The 22681-nt window shown below is 63.8% G+C and carries 20 protein-coding genes; 15 read left to right on the top strand and 5 right to left on the bottom strand.

What is annotated here, in order from left to right; all coding sequences use genetic code 11:
• Positions 1-10: 10 nt before the first annotated feature.
• Genes L610_RS05470 through doeA form a run of 3 tightly spaced genes read right to left on the bottom strand, consistent with a single transcriptional unit; the run spans position 11 to position 3117 of the window.
• A complete protein-coding gene (locus tag L610_RS05470; RefSeq protein WP_246658925.1) occupies positions 11-754 on the bottom strand; it encodes a GntR family transcriptional regulator in 744 nt (247 codons plus the stop codon).
• A complete protein-coding gene (argE, locus tag L610_RS05465; protein ID WP_144703206.1) occupies positions 751-1926 on the bottom strand; it encodes an acetylornithine deacetylase in 1176 nt (391 codons plus the stop codon). Before argE ends, L610_RS05470 begins: the two co-directional genes overlap by 4 nt.
• A 6-nt stretch (positions 1927-1932) precedes the next feature.
• Entirely contained in the window at positions 1933-3117 is a 1185-nt protein-coding gene (doeA, locus tag L610_RS05460; RefSeq protein WP_144703203.1) for an ectoine hydrolase DoeA, read from the bottom strand.
• A gap of 182 nt (positions 3118-3299) precedes the next feature.
• On the opposite strand from doeA, the gene ehuB reads away from it, so the two are divergent.
• The 15 genes from ehuB to L610_RS05385 all read left to right on the top strand — a co-directional run bounded on the left by ehuB (position 3300) and on the right by L610_RS05385 (position 20084).
• On the top strand, positions 3300-4154 hold the full coding sequence (gene ehuB, locus L610_RS05455) for an ectoine/hydroxyectoine ABC transporter substrate-binding protein EhuB (RefSeq protein WP_144703200.1): 855 nt from the start codon (positions 3300-3302) through the stop codon (positions 4152-4154).
• A gap of 106 nt (positions 4155-4260) precedes the next feature.
• Entirely contained in the window at positions 4261-4926 is a 666-nt protein-coding gene (ehuC, locus tag L610_RS05450; RefSeq protein WP_144703197.1) for an ectoine/hydroxyectoine ABC transporter permease subunit EhuC, read from the top strand.
• A 1-nt stretch (position 4927) separates the two neighbouring features.
• Positions 4928-5596 (top strand): ectoine/hydroxyectoine ABC transporter permease subunit EhuD, encoded by a 669-nt coding sequence (gene ehuD / locus L610_RS05445; RefSeq protein WP_144703194.1) that lies wholly within the window; start codon positions 4928-4930, stop codon positions 5594-5596.
• Positions 5596-6417, top strand: coding sequence for an ectoine/hydroxyectoine ABC transporter ATP-binding protein EhuA (gene ehuA, locus L610_RS05440; RefSeq protein WP_144703191.1), 822 nt, complete (start codon positions 5596-5598; stop codon positions 6415-6417). The genes ehuD and ehuA overlap by 1 nt, the downstream gene beginning before the upstream one ends.
• The gene (eutB, locus tag L610_RS05435; protein WP_144703188.1) at positions 6414-7421 is read left to right on the top strand and encodes a hydroxyectoine utilization dehydratase EutB; all 1008 of its coding nucleotides are present in this window, start codon (positions 6414-6416) and stop codon (positions 7419-7421) included. The genes ehuA and eutB overlap by 4 nt, the downstream gene beginning before the upstream one ends.
• Complete coding sequence (locus L610_RS05430) at positions 7411-8403, top strand: cyclodeaminase (RefSeq protein WP_144703184.1); 993 nt, start codon at positions 7411-7413, stop codon at positions 8401-8403. Before eutB ends, L610_RS05430 begins: the two co-directional genes overlap by 11 nt.
• Positions 8404-8410: 7 nt before the next feature.
• Positions 8411-8899 carry an Lrp/AsnC family transcriptional regulator gene (locus L610_RS05425; protein ID WP_144703181.1) on the top strand — a complete coding sequence of 163 codons (489 nt, stop codon included), beginning with the start codon at positions 8411-8413 and terminating at the stop codon, positions 8897-8899.
• A 113-nt stretch (positions 8900-9012) separates the two neighbouring features.
• Positions 9013-10497, top strand: a complete 1485-nt coding sequence (locus L610_RS05420; RefSeq protein ID WP_144703178.1) for an NAD-dependent succinate-semialdehyde dehydrogenase — start codon at positions 9013-9015, stop codon at positions 10495-10497.
• A 23-nt stretch (positions 10498-10520) separates the two neighbouring features.
• Positions 10521-11891 carry an aspartate aminotransferase family protein gene (locus L610_RS05415; protein ID WP_144703175.1) on the top strand — a complete coding sequence of 457 codons (1371 nt, stop codon included), beginning with the start codon at positions 10521-10523 and terminating at the stop codon, positions 11889-11891.
• 294 nt (positions 11892-12185) lie between these two features.
• Positions 12186-13385: a Na+/H+ antiporter NhaA gene (gene nhaA / locus L610_RS05410; RefSeq protein WP_144703172.1), complete on the top strand. Its 1200-nt coding sequence runs from the start codon at positions 12186-12188 to the stop codon at positions 13383-13385.
• A gap of 122 nt (positions 13386-13507) precedes the next feature.
• Positions 13508-14407 carry a MurR/RpiR family transcriptional regulator gene (locus L610_RS05405; RefSeq protein WP_144703169.1) on the top strand — a complete coding sequence of 300 codons (900 nt, stop codon included), beginning with the start codon at positions 13508-13510 and terminating at the stop codon, positions 14405-14407.
• The gene (locus L610_RS05400) at positions 14404-15729 is read left to right on the top strand and encodes an aspartate aminotransferase family protein (RefSeq protein ID WP_144703166.1); all 1326 of its coding nucleotides are present in this window, start codon (positions 14404-14406) and stop codon (positions 15727-15729) included. The genes L610_RS05405 and L610_RS05400 overlap by 4 nt, the downstream gene beginning before the upstream one ends.
• 124 nt (positions 15730-15853) lie before the next feature.
• Positions 15854-16834 carry a TAXI family TRAP transporter solute-binding subunit gene (locus L610_RS05395; RefSeq protein WP_024846721.1) on the top strand — a complete coding sequence of 327 codons (981 nt, stop codon included), beginning with the start codon at positions 15854-15856 and terminating at the stop codon, positions 16832-16834.
• A gap of 155 nt (positions 16835-16989) precedes the next feature.
• Positions 16990-19647 carry a TRAP transporter permease gene (locus L610_RS05390; protein WP_371712960.1) on the top strand — a complete coding sequence of 886 codons (2658 nt, stop codon included), beginning with the start codon at positions 16990-16992 and terminating at the stop codon, positions 19645-19647.
• 11 nt (positions 19648-19658) lie between these two features.
• Positions 19659-20084 carry a universal stress protein gene (locus tag L610_RS05385; RefSeq protein ID WP_144703160.1) on the top strand — a complete coding sequence of 142 codons (426 nt, stop codon included), beginning with the start codon at positions 19659-19661 and terminating at the stop codon, positions 20082-20084.
• 120 nt (positions 20085-20204) lie between these two features.
• Here L610_RS05385 and L610_RS05380 read toward each other — a convergent pair whose 3' ends face one another.
• The gene (locus L610_RS05380; RefSeq protein ID WP_144703157.1) at positions 20205-21014 is read right to left on the bottom strand and encodes an IclR family transcriptional regulator; all 810 of its coding nucleotides are present in this window, start codon (positions 21012-21014) and stop codon (positions 20205-20207) included.
• A gap of 36 nt (positions 21015-21050) precedes the next feature.
• Entirely contained in the window at positions 21051-22571 is a 1521-nt protein-coding gene (locus L610_RS05375) for an aldehyde dehydrogenase (NADP(+)) (protein WP_144703154.1), read from the bottom strand.
• Positions 22572-22681 lie beyond the last annotated feature (110 nt).

Raw genomic sequence — 22681 nt, 5'->3', positions numbered from 1 at the left:
CGCCTGGGGACTAAGTCGGTTCCCCGCCCGAGTTTTCCCGAGCCGCTTTCTTGATGCGGGCGTAGGAGAGGGCGATGTGGACGCGGCGGACGTGGCCGGCGGCAGCGAGGTCGCCGTGTTCCACGGCCTCGGTAATGTCCGCCACCTCGCGCTGGAAGGTCAGGAACTCGTTTTCGAGCAGCTCCTTCGAACTGCGCAGTTGCAGCGCCGTCTTCATCCAGATGCGCGCGGTCTGGTAGTAGAGCCGCTCGCTGATCTCTCGCAGCGGCTCATTGCGGGTCAGGCTCGTGAAGAGATGGAAGAATTCCATGTTGAGCCGGGAGAACTCCCGGATGTCGCCGGCGCGCACCAGCCGGTCGCAGCGCTCCCGGATGTCGCGGAACCGTGTCACCAGTGCATCGTCAACCCTGACCGGAGACAGCTTGCCAATCAGCTCGGCAAGCTCGACCCGCATCTCGTAAACCTGCGCGAGCGCATCGACGTCGATGTCGGTGACGATGGTGCCGACGCCATGGACCGAGCGCAGCAGACCTTCGGCCTCGAGCTTGACGAGAACCCGGCGTACCGGGGTGCGCGAGACACCGAATTCCTCGGCAAGATCCTCCTCGCGTAGCCGGCTGCCTGGCCGATAGTCGAGCAGGCAGATGCGCGTTCGCAGCGTCTCATAGATGCGTGCGAACCGCGCCCTCGCGCCTTCCTCAGGTATTCCGTGATCGTCGGCTGGTGCTTCCAAAACGATCGTATCCTGGTTCAACCGTCCGCCCCCTGGTCCGACAGCTTTAGCGAAAGCTTGTCGAGCATTTCGAGGCAGGCGGCAAGCTGGTCGATTGATATGAACTCGTCAGGTTTATGAGCTTGTTCGATCGAGCCCGGCCCGCAAATGATCGAGGAGATACCAGCGGACTGGAACAGGCCAGCCTCGGTGCCGAAGGGGACCACCTCGGCGTGCTCCGCCCCGGTCAGTTCCATGACGATCCGGCGCGCTTCCGAATCCTCAACGACCTGCAGCCCCTCGACCTCGCCGATGGTGCGGGTGACGATGTCGCAATGGGGACAGACGGTACGCATCGACGGCAGGAGGACGCTGCCGACATAGTCGGAAAGCTGGCCTTTGACGTAGGTGGCGTCGGCACTGCTGATGGGACGCATCTCCCATTCGATCGCACAACTGCCGGCAATGACGTTGCGTGCCTTGCCGCCCTCAATGCGGCCGACCTGCAGTGTCGTCCAGGGTGGGTCGAAACGGCTGGCGGACGGCGCGCGCGCCTTCATCTCCTCACCAAGGTCGAGCATCCGCGAGATGTAGCGGGCCGCATATTCAACCGCGTTGACGCCCCTGTCCGGCTGGGAGCCATGGCCCTCGAGGCCGGTGAACTCGGTCGTGTATTCGTAGCAGCCCTTGTGGCCCTCGATGACACCCATCGACGTCGGCTCGCCGATGATGGCGACGGCCGGACGAATGCCGGCGCGTTCGAGTTCCTGCACCAACGCGCGGGCGCCGAAGCAGCCGACCTCCTCGTCATAGGTGAAGGCGAAATGCAGCGGCCGCCTGAGCGGGGCGGCGGCAAAGCGCGGCGCCATCGCGATTGCGGCGGCGATGAATCCCTTCATGTCGCAGGTGCCTCGGCCATAAAGACGGTCACCGCGCTCGGCGAGCTTGAACGGATCGCTTGTCCATTCTTCGGGATCGACCGGTACGACATCGGTATGACCAGACAGAACGATCCCACCGTCCCCCTCCGGCCCCAATGTCGCGAAGAGGTTTGCCTTGGTGCCCGTCTCATCGCGCGACAACGAGATCGACGCTCCTGTGTCCGACAGAAGCTCCGCCGCATAGGTGATCAGCTCTAGGTTGCTCTCCGACGAGACTGTCGGGAAGGCAACGAGATCGGCCAGCACTTCCCGGGTGCGCTGGAGCATGTCCATGCCGCGTCAGTCCTTGACGTAAAGCTTGCGCGGGCGGTCGCAGAGGCACTCGGCGGGGCCGCTCTCGCGGATCAAGATGCTTTCAGTGATTTCGAGACCCCAGTTCTCCATCCACAGGCCGGGCATGAAGTGGAAGGTCATGCCCGATTCCAGGATCGTCTCCTCCTCCTTGCGGAACGAGATCGTGCGCTCGCCCCAGTCGGGCGGATAGGAAATTCCGATCGGATAGCCGCAGCGACTGTCCTTCTTGATGCCGGCGCGTTCGAGCGCGCCAAACAGCGCTTTCGCGACCTCGCCCGCGGGCCGGCCCGGCCGCGCCGCCTCAAGGCCTGCCTCCAGACCCTCGACCAGCGCCTTCTCCGCATCGAGCATCTCCTGCGGCGGCTTGCCGAGATAGAGCGTGCGGCAGAAGGGGACGTGGTAGCGCCGGTAGCAGCCTGCGATTTCGAAAAAGGTTGCTTCACCCTTTTGGAACGGGCGTCCGTCCCAGGTCAGATGCGGCGCGGCAGCATCCGTGCCAGATGGAAGCAGCGGCACGATCGCCGCGTAATCCCCCCACGCGCCATCAACGCCCCGTATTGCATCTCCATAAATTTCCGCGACGACCTCGTTCTTCGGCCGGCCAGGCTCGACGCGCTCCATGACGCCGTCGATCATGTTCTCCACGATGCGCGCCGCCTTGCGCATGAAGGCGATTTCCTCGTCCGACTTCACGCCGCGCTGCCAGTTCACAAGCGCCGTGGCATCGATGAACTCAGCCTGGGGAAGCTCTTCCTTGAGGACGAGATAGGCTTTCGCGGAGAAGTAGTAGTTCTCAAGCTCCAGCCCGATGCGCTTGTTCGCATATCCCTTTTCGCGCAGGATCGAGGCGAGGTCCTGCATCGGGTGGCGCACCGTCGACTGCACGAAATTATCGGCATAGCCGATGACCCGGTCATCGCTCATCCAGACGGTGCGGATCGCGCCGTTCGCATCCTGGCCACGACCCCACCAGATAGGGTCTGCGTCGTGGAAGACGATCACACCCTGGTGCACGTAGAACGACCAGCCGTCGTAGCCTGTAAGCCACGCCATGTTTGACGGGTCCTCGACAAACAGCACGTCTACTCCACGTTCTTCCATAGAGCGGCGCACTTTCGTCAGGCGGCGGGAATATTCATTTCTTGAGAATGGCAGGTGTGCGGCGGGCATGGCCCCTCCCGTAGCTCTGGGTGCGTCGGCTGACTAATGTGTACATCTATGAAAATGGAAAGCAATAACCCCACGGTTGCCGCAGCGTTTGAACCAGAAAACCGTTGACACATCCCGCACCCTGCGAGATGTTGTGCACAACAATAGAAAATGAAGCCGGTGGAACACAGGAGAGACAACCAATGAAAGGCACGCTTCTCAGGCATATCGGCGCTCTGGGCATGGCTGCCCTTGCCGTCGGATCATTCGCCGGCTCGGCCATCGCACAGTCGCTGCTCGAACGCGCCGAAAGCGGCGAGCCGATCCGCATCGGCTTCGCCAACGAAATTCCCTTCGCCTATCCCGGCGACGACGGCAGCCCAAAGGGCTTCGTCAACGTGATGACGATCGCCGTGCTCAAGAACATGGGCTACGAGAAGATCGAGCCGGTGCAAACCGAATGGGGCGGGCTGATCCCCGGCCTCAACGCCAACCGGTTCGACATCGTAACCGGCGGCATGAACATCCTTGCCAGCCGCTGCGAAAACATCGCCTTTTCCGAGCCAATAGCCACCGTTGGCGACGGCTTCATCCTCGCGCCGGGCAACCCGAAGAACATCTCAAACTATGAGAGCCTGAAGAGCGCCGATGCCATCATGGTGACGGGCGCCGGTTACTCGAACATCGAGGCAGCCAAGGCCGCGGGCGTGCCGGAAGCGAATATCATGCAGGTGCCGGGCCCGACGGAGATTCTGGCTGCCGTGCGCGCTGGCCGTGCCGATGCAGGTGCAGGTACCTACTTCACGATGAAGCAGCTTGCTGACAGCTCGAACGGGGCAGTGGAAGCGAGCGATCCCACAGCAATGCCGGAAGAGTCGTTCAACTGGGCGGGCATCGGCTTTCGCAAGGCCGACGAGGACTTCCTCGACAAGTTCAACGCCGCGCTGAAGGAATACATTGGTTCGGAAGCGATGATGTCGGCCGTAGCCGAGTACGGCTACGGCGAGGCCTCGCTGCCGGGCGACCAGACCACGGAATGGGTGTGCGCAAACCGCTGATCTCGTAGCTGCGCGGGCCGGGATCACCGGCCCGCTGCTCCTCCGGCGCCCTGCCGGACGGTTACAGCCTCCCGCCTTCAAGGCGCTGACGGGAAAGGCCGAGCGGATGTCCTACCTCGAATTTCTCAGCCAGTACGGCGACCGCATCCTCAGCGGAACGCTTGTCACGATCGTCCTCACCATCCTCTCTGCTTTGCTCGCCATGGCGATCGCCCTGGCGGCTGGGTTGATGCGGATGTCGAGAATTTTTTTCGTCCGTGCGGGTGCTACCATCTACATCGAGATATTCCGGGGAACCTCGCTTCTCGTACAGCTCTACTGGATCTTCTTCGTCCTGCCGCTCTTCGGCATCACGCTCGAGAAGTTCACCGCTGGCTTCGTCGCTGTTGGCATGAACCTCGGCGCGTATGGCGCGGAGCTCGTGCGCGGCGCGATCCTGTCGGTGCCGAGAGGCCAGTGGGAGGCCGCACAGGCGATCAACATGACGCCCACGAAGCGCATGCTGCGGATCATCCTGCCGCAGGCGCTGCTGATCATGCTGCCATCGTGGGGCAACCTGCTGATCGAGTTGCTGAAGGGCACGGCGCTCGTTGCGCTCATCGCGGTTGCCGACCTGATGTTCCAGGTCAAGCAGATCAACGGCACGACCTTCATGTCGGCCGAGTCCTTCGGCACGGCGCTGGTGATTTACTACATCCTCGCGCGCTTCATGATTACGCCATTCATGCGTTGGCTTGAACGGTTCATGCAGCGCAAGCTCGGGAGGGCGTGAAATGCTCGACTGGCGCTGGGATTTTACCCTCGACATCCTGCCCCGTCTGTTCGTGGCGACTGGGAACACGTTGCTGGCCGCAGGCCTCGGCTATGCGATCGCGGTGGTACTCGGCCTCGTTCTGGCGCTGGCGCAACGTACTCCATCGCGCGCCTTCACCATGGTCGTGCGCGAAATCGTCGAGTTCATCCGATCGACGCCGCTGGTGCTGCAGATCTTCTTCGTCTTCTACGTCGCGCCGCAGTTCGGCATCCGGCTGTCGCCCTGGACCGCCGGCATGATCGCGATCGGTCTGCACTATGCGGCGTATCTCTCGGAGGTCTACCGCGGCGGGTTGGACAGCGTGCCGAAGGGGCAGTGGGAAGCTGCGACATCGCTCAACCTTTCGACGGCGCGCACCTATTTTCGCGTCATCATCCCACAGGCGATGCCGCCGTCGCTGGCCGGCATGGGAAACTACCTTGTCGGCATCCTCAAGGACACGCCCATGCTCTCGGTCATCGGCGTTGCCGAGCTGATGCACACCGCCAATGCGATTGGCTCCGAAACCTACCGATTCCTTGAACCCTATACGATGGTCGGGGTCATCTTCCTGGCCCTGTCGCTGCCAACCGCCGCCGCCATACGTCTCTTCGAGGCGTGGCTGCGCCGGAAACTGGGAATGATCTGATGCGCGAGAACGACCTGACCGGCTACCCACTCAAGCTCGAAGGCCCTGACCGCCCGATGGTGCGGTTCGCGAATGTCACCAAGAGCTATGGCAGCCTGACGGTGCTGGATGCGCTCGATCTCGATGTTGCAGAGGGGGAGATGGTTACCATCATCGGCCCGTCGGGCTCCGGCAAGACGACCGTGCTGCGCATGCTGATGACGCTTGAGACCATCAATGGCGGCGTCATCTACGTCGACGGCGATCCACTCACGCACATGCCACAGGGCGATCGGCTGGTGCCGGCCAACCGGCGGCATGTCCGGCAGATCCGCTCGAAAATCGGCATGTGCTTCCAGCAGTTCAACCTGTTCCCGCACATGACGGCGCTGGAGAACTGCATGGAAGGACCGGTGCACGTCCTCGGCATGCCGAAGAAGGATGCGCAGGAACGCGCCGAAGAGCTGCTTGCCATGGTCGGAATGGCCGACAAGCGCGACCAGCACCCCTCGCGCCTGTCGGGCGGACAGCAGCAGCGCGTAGCGATTGCTCGCGCGCTGGCGATGCGGCCCAAGGTGATGCTGTTCGACGAGGTCACGTCCGCGCTTGATCCGGAAGTCATCGGCGAGGTGACCAATGTCATTCGCAAGCTCGTTTCCGAACACAACCTCACCATGCTGATGGTGACCCACCAGATGGGCTTTGCCCGTGATATCTCCGACCGCATCTGTTTCTTCTACGGCGGCCGGATCGAGGAACAGGGCACTCCGGACGAACTGTTCAACCATCCGCAGAAGGAACGGACCCAGCAGTTCCTGCGAGCCGTGAAGGAGGCGGTGTGACTGTCGCCATTTCCGACATCTGGGCGGCTCGCTCCAACATCACCAAAGGCGCAGCCCGCACGCCACTGGTGCCTTCGCCCTACATGAGCCGCCTTGTCGGCCACGACTTCCTGCTGAAGCTGGAAATGACCCAGCCGACGGGCGCCTTCAAGATACGCGGCGCGACCAACGCGCTCATCAACCTTCCGGAGGGGACCACTGGCGTCACCTGCTGTTCCACCGGCAACCACGGCCGCGCCATTGCCTACGCAGCAAAAGCTCTCGGCCTCCGGGCAGTGATCTGCATGTCGTCACTGGTTCCGCAGGCGAAGGTGGATGGCATCAGGGCACTTGGCGCCGACGTGCGGATCGTCGGTTCGAGCCAAGACGATGCGCAAGCCGAGAGCAGCAGGCTCGCGCGTGAGGAAGGCCTCATTGAGGTTCCGCCCTTCGATCATCCCCTGGTCATAGCAGGGCAGGGCACAATCGGGCTTGAACTTCTCGAGGACTGCCCGGACCTTTCCACCATCCTCGTACCGCTTTCGGGCGGCGGGCTTGCCGCCGGCGTTGCCCGCGCGGCCAAGGAAATCAAGCCTTGGATCAGGGTGATCGGCGTGACGATGGACCGGGGCGCGGCGATGTACCAGTCCCTCAAGGCGCGCGAGCCCGTGGAGGTGGAGGAGGTGCCCAGCCTCGCGGACTCGCTCGGCGGAGGGATCGGCACGGAGAACCAGCTCACCTTCGCCATGTGTCGTGAACTTCTCGATGACTGCGTGCTCGTCAGCGAAGAAGATATCTACGACGCCCTGCAGACGCTCTACTATGAGGATCGCATGGTCGCGGAAGGTGCCAGCGTCGTCGGCATCGCTGCCGCCAAGGCAGGTAAGATCGGCCCGGTGCGAGGCCCGATCGCCACCATCCTGACCGGCCGCAACCTCGACATGTCCATGTTCACCGAAGTCGTTTCGGGTCGCAGCGTGACGCTCGGCGACAAGACAATCGAAGGACGCGCCTATGCCGCATGAGGTGAAGATCCTGACCGAGTCCGATCTGCGCGGCCTGGTAAAGCTCGACCGTGAAGCCGTCGACGTGGTCGAACGCGCCTTCCTCGCGCTTGGGACCGGCAAGGTGATCATGCCGCCGATCATGTCGATGGCGATTCCGCAGGCGAATGGGGAGGTGGACGTCAAGACTGCCTACATTCCCGGCTTCGACAGCTTCGCCATCAAGGTCAGCCCTGGCTTCTTTGACAATCCCAAGATAGGCCTGCCGAGCCTCAACGGGCTGATGATCCTGTTCTCGGCGAAAACCGGGCTGGTCGAAGCTCTGCTTCTCGACAATGGCTATCTCACCGATGTCCGCACCGCCGCTGCAGGGGCTGTCGCGGCGAAGCACCTCGCGCCGGGTAACGTCCAGACTGCGGGCGTGATCGGCACCGGCGGGCAGGCACGGCTGCAGCTCGAAGCGGCGCATCTCGTGCAGCCCTTCAGGAACGTGGTCGTATGGGGTCGCGACGTCGAGAAGGCTGAAAAATGCGCCGCCGATCTCGCCGAACGCCTCGGCATTCGCGCTGAGGCCGTTGCCGACCCGCGGGACGTGGTCGCGCAAAGCCAGCTGGTTGTGACCACGACCCCGTCGGAAGAACCGCTGATCCGATCCGACTGGCTCCATCCGGGGCTCCACATCACTGCCATGGGGTCGGACCAGGCCGGCAAGAACGAGATTGACCCGGCCGCGCTGGTAGCGGCGGACCTCTATGTCTGCGACCGCCTTAGCCAATGCGAGAAGCTCGGCGAACTGCGCAGCGCGGTTGAAGCGGGTGTGTGGAAGAAGGTGCCGCCGCCTGAACTCGGCGACCTTCTCTGCGGCCGGCATCCCGGACGCACGTCCGACGACCAGATCACGATCTGTGACCTGACCGGCACCGGCGCGCAGGACACGGCCATCGCCACCTTCGCCATGGAGCGGGCGCGGCAGCGCGGAGCCGGTGCCGCCTTCATGACCTGAGGCAGCAATGCTGAAGCTCGATGATCGAGACCTCAAGATACTGTCCATCCTCAGCAGCGAGGGCCGGATTTCGAAGGCGGAACTGGCCAAGCGAGTGAATCTCTCCGCGGCGCCCGCCTGGGAGCGTTTGAAGCGGTTGGAAGACGCCGGTATCATCGCCGGCTACCGCGCCGAAATCCAGCTGCGGACAATTTCCGCGCATGTGACAGTGTTCATGGCTGCCGAACTCGAGAGCCATCGCGTTCAGGACTTCCAGATGTTCGAGCGCGCCATCGCACCTCTGGATGAGGTCGTTGCCTGCTGGGCCGTCGGCGGCGGGTTTGACTACATCCTGCAGATCGTCACCCGCGACATCAATTCCTACCAGCGCCTTGTCGACCATCTCCTTGAAGCTCGTGTCGGCCTTGCGCGCTACTTCACCTATGTGGTGACCAAGCCGGTCAAGATGGCGCCGCTGCCGCTCGACAAGCTCCTGTCAGGCGCGGAGAAGAAATAGTGGCTGCAGGCGTGAATTTCGAAAGAAGCTTCGGCACAACAGGCAGCAAACAGGGCCATCTTCGGCGCTGGGCAGGCGAGGATGCAGGCAGAGCACTCCGGAGAGGACCTGCCATGACATCATTGGCCATTTTTCAGAAAGCTGATCTGACGACACTGCGCGATCCGCGCCTGTTCCGCGAGTTTGCCTATGTCGGCGGTGCATGGACGCGCGGAAGCGGCAACCTGTCCATCGATGTCACCGATCCGGCCGACGGCTCCCGCGTCGGCTGCGTGCCGGCGATGACCGTCTCGGACACCACCGAGGCCATCGAGATCGCCCATCGTGCTTTTGTTCGCTGGTCGCAGGAAAGTCCGGTGACGCGGGCACGCCTGCTGCGGCGCTGGTACGAGCTCATCATTGCGGCGCGCGACGATCTCGCCCGCCTCATGGTGCAGGAACAGGGAAAGCCGATTTCAGAAGCGCTCGGCGAGATCGACTACGCGGGCTCCTTTGTCGAGTTCTACTCGGAGGAAGCCAAACGCCTCAACGTCGAGAATATCACCTCGCATCTTCCGGACGCCGAGATGCAGCTGATCCGCGAGCCGGTCGGCGTTGCCGGGCTGGTGACGCCATGGAATTTCCCGTCGGCTATGCTAACCCGCAAGGCCGCGGCTGCGCTTGCCGCCGGCTGCACGGTCGTTGCTCACCCGTCATCTGAGACGCCGTTGTCGGCACTGGCACTCGCGGAACTTGCCGAACGGGCGGGCCTTCCGGCCGGCGTCTTCAATGTCGTGACGGGAAACGCTGCCGAGATCGTGGGTGCAATGACAGCGGCACCCGAAATACGGATCCTCTCCTTCACCGGCTCGACCGAAATTGGCCGCCTTCTCTATGGGCAGTCGGCACCGACCATAAAGCACCTCGTCATGGAGCTGGGCGGACACGCGCCGTTCATCGCGTTCGCCGACTGCGATTTCCAGCGCACCGTCGATCATGCCATTGCCGCGAAGTTCGCGACCTCTGGCCAGGACTGCCTCGCCGCCAACCGCATCTACATCGAGCGACCGATCTACCAACGCTTCGTCGAAGCATTTGCCGAGCGTGTCCGTGCACTGCGCGTCGGTCCCGGCCTCACCGACCCGGACATCGGCCCGCTGATCAACGCCCGCGCGGTCGAGAAGCAGAAGCAGCACGTGGACGACGCGCTTGGACGTGGTGCGCACCTCGTCTGCGGGGGCAACGTTAATCCTGCCGGCCCGCTCTTCTTCGAGCCGACCGTATTGGCGGACGTGCCCGAGGATGCGCTCATCTTCCGGGAAGAAACCTTTGGCCCGATTGCCGCTTTCGCACCCTTCGATGACGAAGAGGCAGTGCTCGCCAGCGCCAACCGCACCGAAACCGGCCTTGTCGCCTATCTGCACACCGCTGATGCTGCGCGGATTGCCCGCATGACACGCCGCCTCGAATTTGGAATGGTTGCGGTCAATCGCACGAAGATCACCGGCGCTCCGGTGCCATTCGGCGGCGTCAAACAGGCCGGGCTGGGCCGCGAGGGTTCGCGCCACGGCATCGAGGCCTATACCGATCTCAAATATGTCTGCCGCGAGAGCGCGTGAGACCAAATTCAGGAGGACTGCCAATGCTGACCAACGACGTTCTCGACCAGTGGGATCGCGAAAACTTCTTCCATCCTTCGACCCACCTTGCCCAGCATGCGCGGGGCGAAAGTCCCTCGCGCATCGTCAGCGGCGGCAAAGGCGTCTACATCGAGGACCGCGACGGCAACCGGCTGCTTGATGCCTTTGCCGGTCTCTACTGCGTCAACGTCGGCTATGGCCGCGAGGAGATCGCCGAGGCTATCGCCGCGCAGGCGAAGGAGCTTGCCTACTATCACGCCTATGTCGGCCACGGCACGGAAGCCTCGATCACGCTCGCGAAGATGGTTCTCGAGCGAGCGCCGAAGAACATGTCGAAGGTCTATTTCGGCCTCGGCGGCTCGGACGCCAATGAGACCAACATCAAGCTGGTCTGGTACTACAACAATATCCTGGGCCGGCCGCAGAAGAAAAAGATCATCTCCCGCTGGCGCGGCTATCACGGCTCGGGCCTGGTCACCGGCTCGCTGACGGGTCTGAAGCTGTTCCACGACAAGTTCGACTTGCCACTCGACCGGATCCTCCACACGGAAGCGCCTTACTACTTCCGCCGCCCCGACCCGGCGATGAGCGAGGCGGATTTCGTCGCCCATTGCGTCAGTGAACTCGAGAAGCTGATCGCACGCGAAGGCGCCGACACCATTGCCGCCTTCATCGGCGAACCGGTGCTCGGCACCGGCGGCATCGTCCCGCCGCCCGCCGGCTACTGGGCGGCGATTCAGGAGGTCCTGAAGAAGCACGACATCTTCCTGATCGCTGATGAGGTTGTGACGGGCTTCGGCCGGCTGGGTTCGATGTTCGGCTCCGACCACTACGGTATCGAGCCGGACATCATCACCATCGCCAAGGGCCTTACGTCCGCCTATGCGCCGCTGTCCGGCTCCATCATCTCGAAACGCGTGTGGAGCGTGCTCGAACGCGGCACCGACGAGAACGGCGCGATCGGTCACGGCTGGACCTATTCGGCGCACCCGATTGGTGCCGCCGCCGGCATCGCCAATCTGAAGCTGGTCGATTCACTCGGCCTCGTGAAAAACGCAGCCGAGACCGGCGCCTATTTCAATTCCGAAATAAAGAAGGCGCTGGCGGATCACCCGCATGTCGGCGACGTGCGCGGCGAAGGCATGCTCTGCGCCGTCGAGTTCGTTGAGGATCGCGACCAGCGCCGCTTCTTCGACCCGTCGCGCAAGGTCGGACCGTCCATCGTAGCCGCTCTTCTCAAGCGTGGCGTGATCGGCCGGGCGATGCCGCAGGGCGACATCCTCGGCTTCGCCCCGCCACTCTGCCTCACCCGCGCCGAGGTCGATGAGGTCGTGGGCAAGACGGCAGAAGCGGTACGAGAGGTGCTGGGGTAGGGCAGTATGGGCGTGGCCAATTGGCTCTTCTCGTGCTGATTGGCTGCGCCTTTTCACTTGGAAGTTGGAAGCGCAGAATTTGGTCGCGATACTCCCCCACTACCAGTGGTGTTCGTCACGCGTTGGCGAATCCGGAGTGAACCCATTGTCTCGAATTGGTGTTTAGGCCCGGTTGCGGGTTGATATCTCGCGATTAATTTTGCATTCAGCATGTCGGGTGTTCGTGCGAAGAGGCACGGGCAGGTTGTAGCGCTGGTCGGGCCGCCAGTGCGCGCGAACCTGTAAAGGCACCCGATGGCCCGAAATCTGCACGCACGTCCTTCCGCATTCCGCCGCTTCATCGACAGCGAATCCTCCGGTGGCATCGTCCTGATGGCCGCCGCGGCACTAGCGCTGATCGTCGCAAACTCGCCTCTGGCCGAGACCTATTTCGCCGCACTTCACAGCTATCTCGGTCCGCTCAGCCTCAGCCACTGGATCAACGACGCGCTGATGGCGGTGTTCTTTCTGCTGGTAGGGCTCGAGATCAAGCGCGAGTTCGTCGACGGCCAGCTGTCGACCTGGTCACGCCGGATATTGCCGGGTGTGTGCGCAGCCGGCGGGATGGCGGTTCCCGCGCTGATCTTTGCCTCGATCAACTGGAGCAATGGCGCCGTCATCCGCGGCTGGGCGATCCCGACCGCCACAGACATCGCATTTGCGCTCGGCGTCCTTTCGCTGTTCGGCAACCGCGTCCCTGCGTCGATGAAGGTGTTCCTGACGGCGCTCGCAATCATCGATGATCTCGGCGCCGTCCTCATCATCGCGATCTTCTATACCGGCGATCTGCAGGTCTGGGCGCTCGGCGGGGCGGCGGCGATCCTCGCTGTTCTCTTTGGCCTCAACCGGGCGGGTGTGCGGACGCTTCTGCCGTACCTCGCGCTGGGAGCGGGGCTGTGGGTGCTGGTGCTGCTTTCCGGCGTGCACGCGACTGTTGCGGGCGTCGCGCTTGCCATGACCATACCGATCGTGCGGCCGAAGGGCGGCGAGAGCGAACACACCGTCGAATCTCCGCTGCATCGTCTGGAGCATGCGCTGTCGAAGGTCGTTCCCTTCGTCATCATTCCGGTGTTCGGCTTTGCCAATGCCGGTGTCTCGCTTGCCGGCTTTGATGCATCCGCGCTCATCGAGCCGCTGACGCTCGGCGTTGCCGGGGGGCTGGTCGCAGGCAAGGTGATCGGCGTCTACGGCACCGCTCTGCTGGTGATCAAGCTCGGTTGGGCGGATGCTCCGAGAAACGCTGCGCCGCTGCACGTGCTGGGCGTCGCGGTGCTCTGCGGCATCGGCTTCACCATGAGCCTCTTTATCGGTCTCCTCGCGTTTCCGGAGAACCAGTCGCTGCAGGACGGCGTCAAGATCGGCATCCTGCTGGGTTCAGGCATCGCCGCGATCCTCGGTTCCATCATCTTGGTGCTCAGCCCTCGACCGGGCGGCGAGGAAGCCCGCGCCTTCTAGGTCGCGGGCTGTTCCCTCCGCACGGGACGCGTCGCCCGGCTTCGCGATGATCCAATTGGTGCATCCTGTGTACCAATGATTCATCTGTTGCAGTGACTGCAGAGCAACGCTAACCTCGGCATATGGAGCAGGGCATCCTCAGAGAAAGACTGGTCGCCGATTTCGAAGCGCTGCCGAAGCAGCTGCGGCAGGCTGCCCGTTACGTGCTCGATCACCCACGCGATGTTGCCCTGCTCTCCATGCGCAAGCAGGCGCGCGAGGCAGGCGTTCAGCCAGCTACGATGACCCGGCTGGCGAAGCGGATCGGCTTCGAAGGCTATGACGCCATCCGCGACCTCTATGCAACCGCGCTGCGCGAAGCCGAACCGCAGACATTTACGGACAAGGCCGGCGCGCAGGTGCGCCGCCAGAAGATGGACGGCGATCGAGCGCTGGCGCAAGCCATGCTGCAGCGACTGTCCCTGCAAATGGCGGAACTCAGCAGCCCGGAAGGGCTGGAGCGTCTCGAGAGGGCGGCGCTTACGCTGAGCTCCGCGCGGCGAATCTATTGCGTCGGCATGCGCTCGAGCCACGCGATTGCGTGGCAGTTTCACTATATCCTCACGATGCTGGGCGATCGCTCGGTGCTGGTGGATGGGCCCGGAGGAACCGGAACCGACGCGATGGGGCGGATCGCGGCGGGCGACGTTCTGCTTGCGGTGAGCGTTGCACCGTACACCAAGGCGACGGTCGAGCTCGCCCGTCTCGCGGCAGCTCGCGGAGCCGTCATCGTCGCGGTCACCGACAGCGAAGTGTCGCCGCTTGCCCGCATCGCCTGCGACGTTGTGCTGGTGCCGACCGATACCGCATCCTTCATGCACACGATGGCGCCCGCTTTTGCCGTCTCCGAGATCCTTGGAACACTCATCGCGGGCCATCTCGGAGAGGGCGCGCTTGCGTCCCTCCGGCGTTTCGACGCCCAGGCCGAAGAGCTGGGCATCCACCTTCAATCATCCCGCAAACGAAAGCCAGCAAAGTCATGACCCGCCTTATGCATCGCTCCCTCCTCGCCAAGCCGCCAATGGCCGTCGCCGCGCGCGGAATCGAGATTTTCGATGCCGACGGCAAGGCTTACATCGATGCGTCTGGCGGTGCCGCTGTCTCGTGCCTCGGACATGGCCATCCTGCCGTCCTGGAGGCGCTGCATGCACAGCTCGACCGGATCGCCTACGCCCATACCGGCTTCTTCACGACCGAGGCAGCCGAGCGCCTTGGCGAGCGGCTGATCGAGGACGCCCCGGAAGGGATCGATCACGTCTACCTCGTCTCCGGCGGATCAGAGGCAGTCGAGGCCGCGCTGAAGATGGCGCGCCAGTATTTCGTTGAAACCGGCCAACCGCAGCGCCGCCACATCATCGCCCGCCGCCAGAGCTATCACGGCAATACGCTGGGCGCACTGGCCACCGGCGGCAACGAATGGCGCCGCCGCCAGTTTCGTCCGCTGCTGATCGAAACCCACCACATCGATCCCTGCTTTGCCTACCGCTTCCAGCGCGAGGGCGAGAGCGATCAGGAGTACGCAGCGCGTGCGGCCGCAGCGCTTGAGGAAAAGCTGCTTGAGCTCGGCCCGGATACGGTGATCGCGTTCGTCGCCGAAATCGTTGTGGGCGCAACCGCCGGCGCCGTGCCGCCGGTGGCCGACTACTTCCGCCGCATTCGCGAGATCTGCGACCGCTACGGCGTGCTGCTGATCCTCGACGAGGTGATGTGCGGCATGGGGCGCACCGGTACGATGCATGCGTGCGAGCAGGAGGGGATTTCACCTGACCTGATGACGATCGCAAAGGGCCTTGGAGGCGGGTTCCAGCCGATTGGCGCGGTCCTCGTGTCCGGCAAGATCCACGACGCCATGCGCGATGGGTCCGGCTTCTTCCAGCACGGACACACTTACATGGGCCATCCGATGGCGGCGGCAGCGGGCCTCGCCGTGCAGGAGACTATCCGGCGCGAGGGGCTTCTCGAAAACGTGCGGGCAATGGGCAACGTGCTCGAGCAGCGGCTCAAGGCCCGCTTCGGCAACCACCACCGGGTTGGCGACATTCGCGGCCGCGGGCTATTCTATGCGATAGAACTGGTGGAGGACCGCGCAACCAGACGGCCGTTCGACGCGCAGCGCAAGGTGCATGCTGCCGTCAAACGGGAGGCGATGGCGCGCGGGCTTATGGTCTATCCAATGGGCGGGACGATCGACGGCGTCAATGGCGATCACGTGCTGCTGGCGCCGCCATTCATCGTCAAGGAAGCGGACATTGATCGTATAGTCGAGCGTCTTGGCGACGCGGTCGATGCCGCGGTCGGCGCCTGATGAAGGATCTTGGCGTGGCAGGGGCGGGAACCAGAATGCTCCTGCGGCGTCAATCAGAACCGGTTGACGAGGAGCCGCCTCGTCAACTGCCAGAGGGAAATGTGCTCAATAGGGAGGTGCACAGATGAAACGGCGTACACTACTCGGCTTCGGTCTTGTCTCGGCCATGTTCGCGTCACTGGCTGCAGGGACCGCTTCCGCCCAAGAGCAGCGGTTCATCTCGGTAGGTACCGGTGGCGTGACCGGCGTCTACTATCCCGTGGGCGGTGCCATCTGCCGCCTGATGAACCAGACGCGCCGCGAACACGGCATTCGCTGCTCGGTCGAGTCGACCGGTGGCTCGGTGTTCAACGCCAACGCCATCAAGGGCGGCGACCTCGAGTTCGGCATCGTCCAGTCGGACGTGCAGTACAATGCGTCGAAGGGCGAGGGAGCATTCGCGGACTCCGGACCGCACGACAAGCTGCGCTCGGTGTTCTCGCTTCATGCGGAACCGCTCACCGTCGTCGCGCGTGCTGATGCGGGCATCACCGACTTTGACAGCCTGAAGGGCAAGCGCGTCAACATCGGCAATCCGGGCTCTGGCCAGCGCGCGCTGATGGACCTGCTGATCGCCGAAAAGGGCTGGACGAATGCCGACTTCGCCCTCGCGGCCGAGCTCGCGCCTGCCGAGCAGAGCTCGCAGCTCTGCGACAACAACATCGACGCCTTCGCCTACACCGTCGGTCACCCGGCGGGTGCGATCCAAGAAGCCACCACGACCTGCGACTCGCGCATCATCCCCGTCGAAGGTGAGGTGGTCGACAAGCTCGTCGCTGAGCGTCCGTACTACTTCAAGGCGGTGATCCCCGGCGGGATGTACAACGGCAATCCGGACGACGTGAACACGTTCGGCGTGGGCGCGACGGTTGTTACCTCGGCGGACGTGCCGGATGAGGTCGTTCGTGCCTTCGTCGACGCCGTGTTCAAGGACTTCGACGCCTTCAAGAGCCTGCATCCGGCACTGGCGAACCTCAACCCTGAGGACATGGCGAACCAGGGTAACTCCGCCCCGATGCATCCGGCGGCGGAAGCCTACTTCAAGGAGAAGGGCTGGCTTAAGTAGCAGCCCCACCCGCGTCAGGGCGGTATAGGACTTTTCCGTCACCGCTATGCCGCGTACGCTGTAGCTTGCGCGGCTGACAAGATGAGGTGCCTCCGTCCGGGGGCGCCTCCTTCTCATGGCCAGGATCGTCAACCGGGAGGGGAACCGCCATGGCGATGGACGATAAATCGGGCGCCAATGCTCCGCTGAGCGAAGCCGAGCTACAGGATCTCGTTGCTGCGACCGATACGGGCGCAAGAAAGCCCGCAGGCTCTGCGGCCTGGGTCATCTCCGGCATCGCGCTGCTTTGGTCGCTGTTCCAGCTCTATATCGCGTCTCCGCTGCCGTTCACGCTGAGCAGCCTGACTGGCCTGCCACTGGTGCTGAACGACACGCAGACGCGCTCGGCGCACCTGGCGTTCGGCGTCTTCCTCGCCTTCATGGCCTATCCTGCATTCGCCCGCAGTCCGCGCGACCGTGTTCCCGTCATCGACTGGATCCTGGCAATCGCGGCGGCACTTGCCGCGCTCTACATCTTCATTTTTTACCGGGAACTGGCGCGCCGGCCCGGCCTGCCGATCACACAGGACCTGATCGTTGCCGGTATCGGGATCGTCCTTCTGCTTGAAGCGACGCGCCGCGCGCTCGGGCCGCCACTTGCGGTGGTCGCGCTCGTCTTCCTCGGTTACGTCTTCTTCGGCTCCTCGACACTGCTGCCAGACATCATCCGCTGGGGCGGCGCCTCGTTCGGGCGCGCGATGGACCAGATGTGGCTATCGACCGGCGGCGTCTTCGGCGTGCCGCTCGGTGTCTCGAGCGCATTCGTCTTCCTGTTCGTGCTGTTCGGCTCGATGCTCGACAGGGCAGGGGCCGGCAACTTCTTTATCAAGCTCGCCTTTGCGCTGCTTGGCCACATGCGCGGCGGGCCCGCCAAAGCGGCTGTGCTGTCCTCGATGATGACAGGCCTGATTTCGGGCTCGTCGATCGCGAACGTCGTCACCACCGGCACCTTCACCATTCCGCTGATGAAGCGCGTCGGCTTCACGCCGGAGAAGGCGGGTTCGGTCGAGGTGGCGAGTTCGGTCAATGGGCAGATCATGCCGCCGGTGATGGGCGCTGCCGCGTTCCTGATGGTCGAGTATATTGGCATCCCATACATCGAGGTGATCAAGCACGCCTTCCTGCCGGCAGTCGTCTCCTACATCGCACTGCTCTACCTGGTACACCTGGAAGCCGTGCGTGGCGACATGCCGGTCCTGCCGAAGCGGGTTCATTCGACGGGCGTCCAGGCACTGCTGCGCGCCGGCATTGTCATTGCCTCGATCGTCATTCTCGCCGGAGCCGTCTACTACCTCATCTCCTTCATCCGGATGCTGCTGCCCGGCATCTCCGGTCCGGTGCTGATCCTGCTTCTGCTGGCCGCCTATGTCGCGCTCATCTGGTACGCCGCGAAGACGCAGGACCTTGAACTGGACGATCCGACCGCCCCGGTCGTGGAGCTGCCGCTGGTTAAGGACGTCATCAAGACGGGCCTGCACTACCTGCTGCCGCTGTTCGTGCTCGTCTGGTTCCTGATGATCGAGCGGCGCTCGCCGGGCCTGTCGGCGTTCTACGCAGTGCTCCTGCTGGTGGTGGTGGTGGTGACGCAAAAGCCGCTGAAGGCGCTGTTCAGGGGCGTCCAGACCTCCGGGCAGATGGAAGCCTTCCGCGAAGGTTTCGACGATCTCATCGTCGGCCTGATCACGGGCGCGCGCAACATGATCGGCATCGCCTGCGCCACGGCCGCCGCCGGCATTATCGTCGGCACCGTGACGCTGACCGGCATCGGCCAGGTGATGGCGGAGTTCGTCGAGTTCCTCTCGGGTGGAAATATCTTCCTGATCCTGGTCTTTACGGCGCTAATCAGCCTGATCCTCGGCATGGGCCTGCCGACCACGGCCAACTACATCGTCGTCTCGTCGCTGATGGCGCCGGTGATTGTCGAAGTCGGTGCCGCCAATGGCGTGCTGATACCGCTGATCGCGGCGCATATGTTCGTCTTCTACTTCGGCATCATGGCGGACGTGACGCCGCCGGTGGGACTTGCATCCTTCGCGGCGGCGGCGGTTTCGGGTGGCGACCCGATCAGAACAGGCGTCGTCGCCTTCTTCTACTCGCTGCGCACGGTGCTGCTGCCCTTCATCTTCGTCTTCAACACCGACCTGCTGCTGATCGACGTGGGCTGGGTACAGGGCATCTGGGTATTCATGCTGGCTACGCTGGCGATGCTCATCTTCGCGGCCGCGACGCAAGGGTTCTTCATGGCCCGCAACCGGCTATGGGAGACGGTCGCGCTGCTGCTCGTCACCTTCCTGCTCCTGCGGCCGGGCTTCTTCCTCGATCTCGTCCAGCCGCCCTATGACCAGGTCGAGCCCCAGCGCATCGTGGAGGTGGTCGAGGCGCAGCCGGATGGAACGGCGGTACGTGTCCATATCGTCGGCCCGTCCTTCGACAATCCTGACCAGATGCGCGAGCGCGTCATGTCGTTCGACCTCGGGCCGGCTGGGGCACCCGGCCAGGAACGCTTTGAGGCCGCGACGGGTCTGCCGATGCGGCTCGAGGGCGATCAGGCGGTGCTTGACGAGCCGCTAGACCTCAACAGTCTCGCCGGACGTACGCTGTCGGACCTCGACTTCTATGGGGACGTGCCTGTCACCGTTCCGGTCGTTGAAGTTCCGGCAGAACGCATGCCGCGCGAGGTGTTCTACATCCCGACCCTGCTGCTGTTCCTGCTGGTGGTGTGGTCGCAGCGCCGGCGCGGCGGAACGCTTGCCGGCAATCCGAAGGCTGCCTGAGGAGCGATGCGATGTACAAGAACATTCTGGTTTCGATCGATCTTGGAGAGGCCGAGGCGGAGCAGAAGGCAATCCGGACGGCTGTCGAGCTCGCAAGATTCACGGGCGCCAACCTGCATATCCTGACCGTGGTGCCGGACTATGGCATGTCGATCGTCGGCGGCTTCTTCCCGAAGGGGCATGAAAAGCAAGCGATCGAGCAGGCCAACGCGGCGCTGCACGAGTTCACCAAGGTGCATGTGCCCAAGGAGGTCAAGCACCGCCACATCGTCGGCCACGGCTCGATCTACCGGGAGATCCTGCACTATGCGGGAGTCTGCAAGGCCGACCTGATCGTCATGCTGGCGTCGAAGCCGGGGCCCGAAAACTACCTTCTCGGCCCCAACGCGGCACGCGTCGCCCGCCATGCGAGCGTGTCCGTACACGTGGTGCGGTAGCTCGGATGCGGCATCGTCGCGGTCTGGTCATCGGGCGGGTGGCGGGCGGGTTTCAGCGGCGCGCTGGTCGATGGGCCTCTAACCCGTTCAGCCATGCGATCACAAGCTCAGGCGCCCGACTTAGGAAACGACATTCGCCAGTGCCTCGGAGATCGAGGCGGCGGTGTCGCGGATCAGGCGCGCGAAGTCGTCGTGGCGATCCTCCGAGTAGCGGTAGAGGGGAATGCTGATGCTCACGCACGCGACCGGCTGACCTGATCGGTCGCGGATCATGCTGCCGAAACAGCGAATGTCGGGTTCGTTCTCCTCGTGGTCATAGGAATAGCCGCGCTGGCGGGTCTTGCAGATCTCCCGGTAGAACGCCTCCGGATCTGTAAACGTATGCTGGGTAAAACGCGGCATCTCCAAGGCGGAGATGATCCGTCTCGCCTGCTCGTCCGGCAGGGCGGCGAGATATGCCTTGCCGACCGAGGTTGAGTGGAATTCGACCCGCGCGCCGATGCGGGTCATCATGCGCACGGCGTTCGGGCTCTCCAGCTTGTCAATATAAGCCATGCCGTCGCCGCTCGGGACCGCAAGGTGCACGGTCTCGTTCGTCGCGTTGCGCAGGGCTTCGATGAACGGCCGCGCGATTGTGCGAAGATCCGACTTTTCCCAGGACTTCGAGGCAAGGCGGATCAGCCGCATACCGAGGGCGAAGGAGCCAGTCTCTTCATCTTGCGTGACAAGCCCTTCGGCGATCAGCCCTGCGACGATGCGATAGGTGGTTGCCCGGGGAAACTGCACGAGCCTTGTCAGCTTGCCGATGTCGAGTTCGCCGGGGTTGTCGGCAATCGCCTGCAGCACCGTCATGAACTTCGTGAATGCCGCCGTCCCCTGAACCTGGGCGGCGGCAGACTTTTCCCCTTGCGCAGCCAAGCGCTTCGTCATTGCGGCGAACCTTTTACGAGAGCAGAAGTCTCCCCCTTAGGCTCGGGACACGATGAGGTCAACGAGCTCCGCCGGAAGGTTCTGGTAGCAGACCGGGCGCAGGAAGCGCCTGATCGACAGCGTGCCCACCGAGGTCGCGCCGAAATTCGTCGAAGCGGGGTAGGGACCGCCGTGGACCATGGCATCGCAGACTTCCACGCCGGTGGGGAACCCATTGGCGATCACGCGTCCCGCCTTCCGCTCGAGAACGGGAAGGAGGCGTCCCGCAAGGGCGACGTCACCCGCGTCCATGTGGAGCGTCGCGGTAAGCTGGCCTTCGAATGCGCTGGCGAGTTCCAGCATCTCGTCGGCGTCACGTACGGTCACGATGATGCCAAACGGCCCAAAAACCTCGTGGGCGAGGTCCGGATTTGCCCGCCACGTCTCGGCCGAAACCTTCAGCAGCACGGGGGCAGCGGAACGGCCGCTGCACTCTGCGCGGACAAGAATTTCCGCTCCGGGAGTCTCGGTCGCTGCCGCGGCACCCTTGGCAAATGCTGACGCGATGTCGTCGGTCAGCATCGTCTGCGACTGGGTCGCCTGCAGCTTGGCGACGGCGGCCTGGAGAAGCGCATCCAGCCCATCGCCGTCAATGGCGAATGCGACGCCCGGATTGGTACAGAACTGGCCGGCGCCGAGGACGAGCGACTCCGCCCAGCCGGTGCCGATTTCCGCGCCACGCGCAGCGACCGCCGTCGGGAGCATGAACATCGGATTGATCGAGCCGAGCTCTCCGAAGAAGGGGATTGGTTCGGGCCGGGCGGCGCAGAGATCGAACAGGGCGCGGCCGCCGCGAAGCGAGCCTGTAAAGCCGACAGCCTTGATCAACGGGTGCTGCACCAGCGCGCTACCCACCTCGCGATTGCCGCCCTGAACCAGGGAGAATACACCGGGATGAAGGCCCAGCCGCTGCCTAGCGGCATCGATCGCTTCGGCAACGATTTCGCCGGTTCCCGGATGCGCGGAGTGACCCTTGACGACGACCGGGCAGCCGGCAGCCAGCGCGGCCGCCGTATCGCCGCCAGCGGTCGAGAATGCGAGCGGAAAGTTGGACGCGCCGAAAACGGCCACCGGGCCGATCGGGCGCTGCATCATGCGCAGTTCTGGCCGCGGTGCGGGACGGCGGTCGGGAAGGGCGGGGTCAACGCGGCGGTCGAGGTACTGTCCCGCGAGGATATGCTGAGCGAACAGCCGGAGCTGACCGACTGTGCGACCGCGTTCGCCGACGAGGCGGCCTTCGGGAAGCCCGGTTTCCTGCGTGCCGATCTCGGTGATGGCGTCTGCGCGTGCCTCGATCTCGTCTGCGATCGCGTTGAGGAACTCTGCGCGAGCGCTGGCCGGAAGATAGCCGTAGCTCGCAAACGCCTCTTCGGCCGCGCGGCAGGCGTCATCGACATCGGCCACGGTGCCCACGCTGAACGGATGCGGGCTGCCGGTTGCCGGCGATGACTGGAAGGTGCGCGTTCCCTGTCGCCAGGAGCCCGCAATGAGGTGCTTTCCGTGCGGCGTGTAGGACATTCGAAACCTCCGTAAGCTGGCGCCGGTGTGACCCGAAGCACGGGGAGCGCCACGTCCATCATATGGTCAACTATTCCACATACTGATTGGCATTTCGCCGCCGGATGAGT

The sequence above is a fragment of the Aminobacter sp. J44 genome, from assembly GCF_007829415.1.
Classification (GTDB): domain Bacteria; phylum Pseudomonadota; class Alphaproteobacteria; order Rhizobiales; family Rhizobiaceae; genus Aerobium.
Note: the sequence above shows the minus strand (reverse complement) of the source record. Positions and strands in the feature narration are given on the sequence as shown.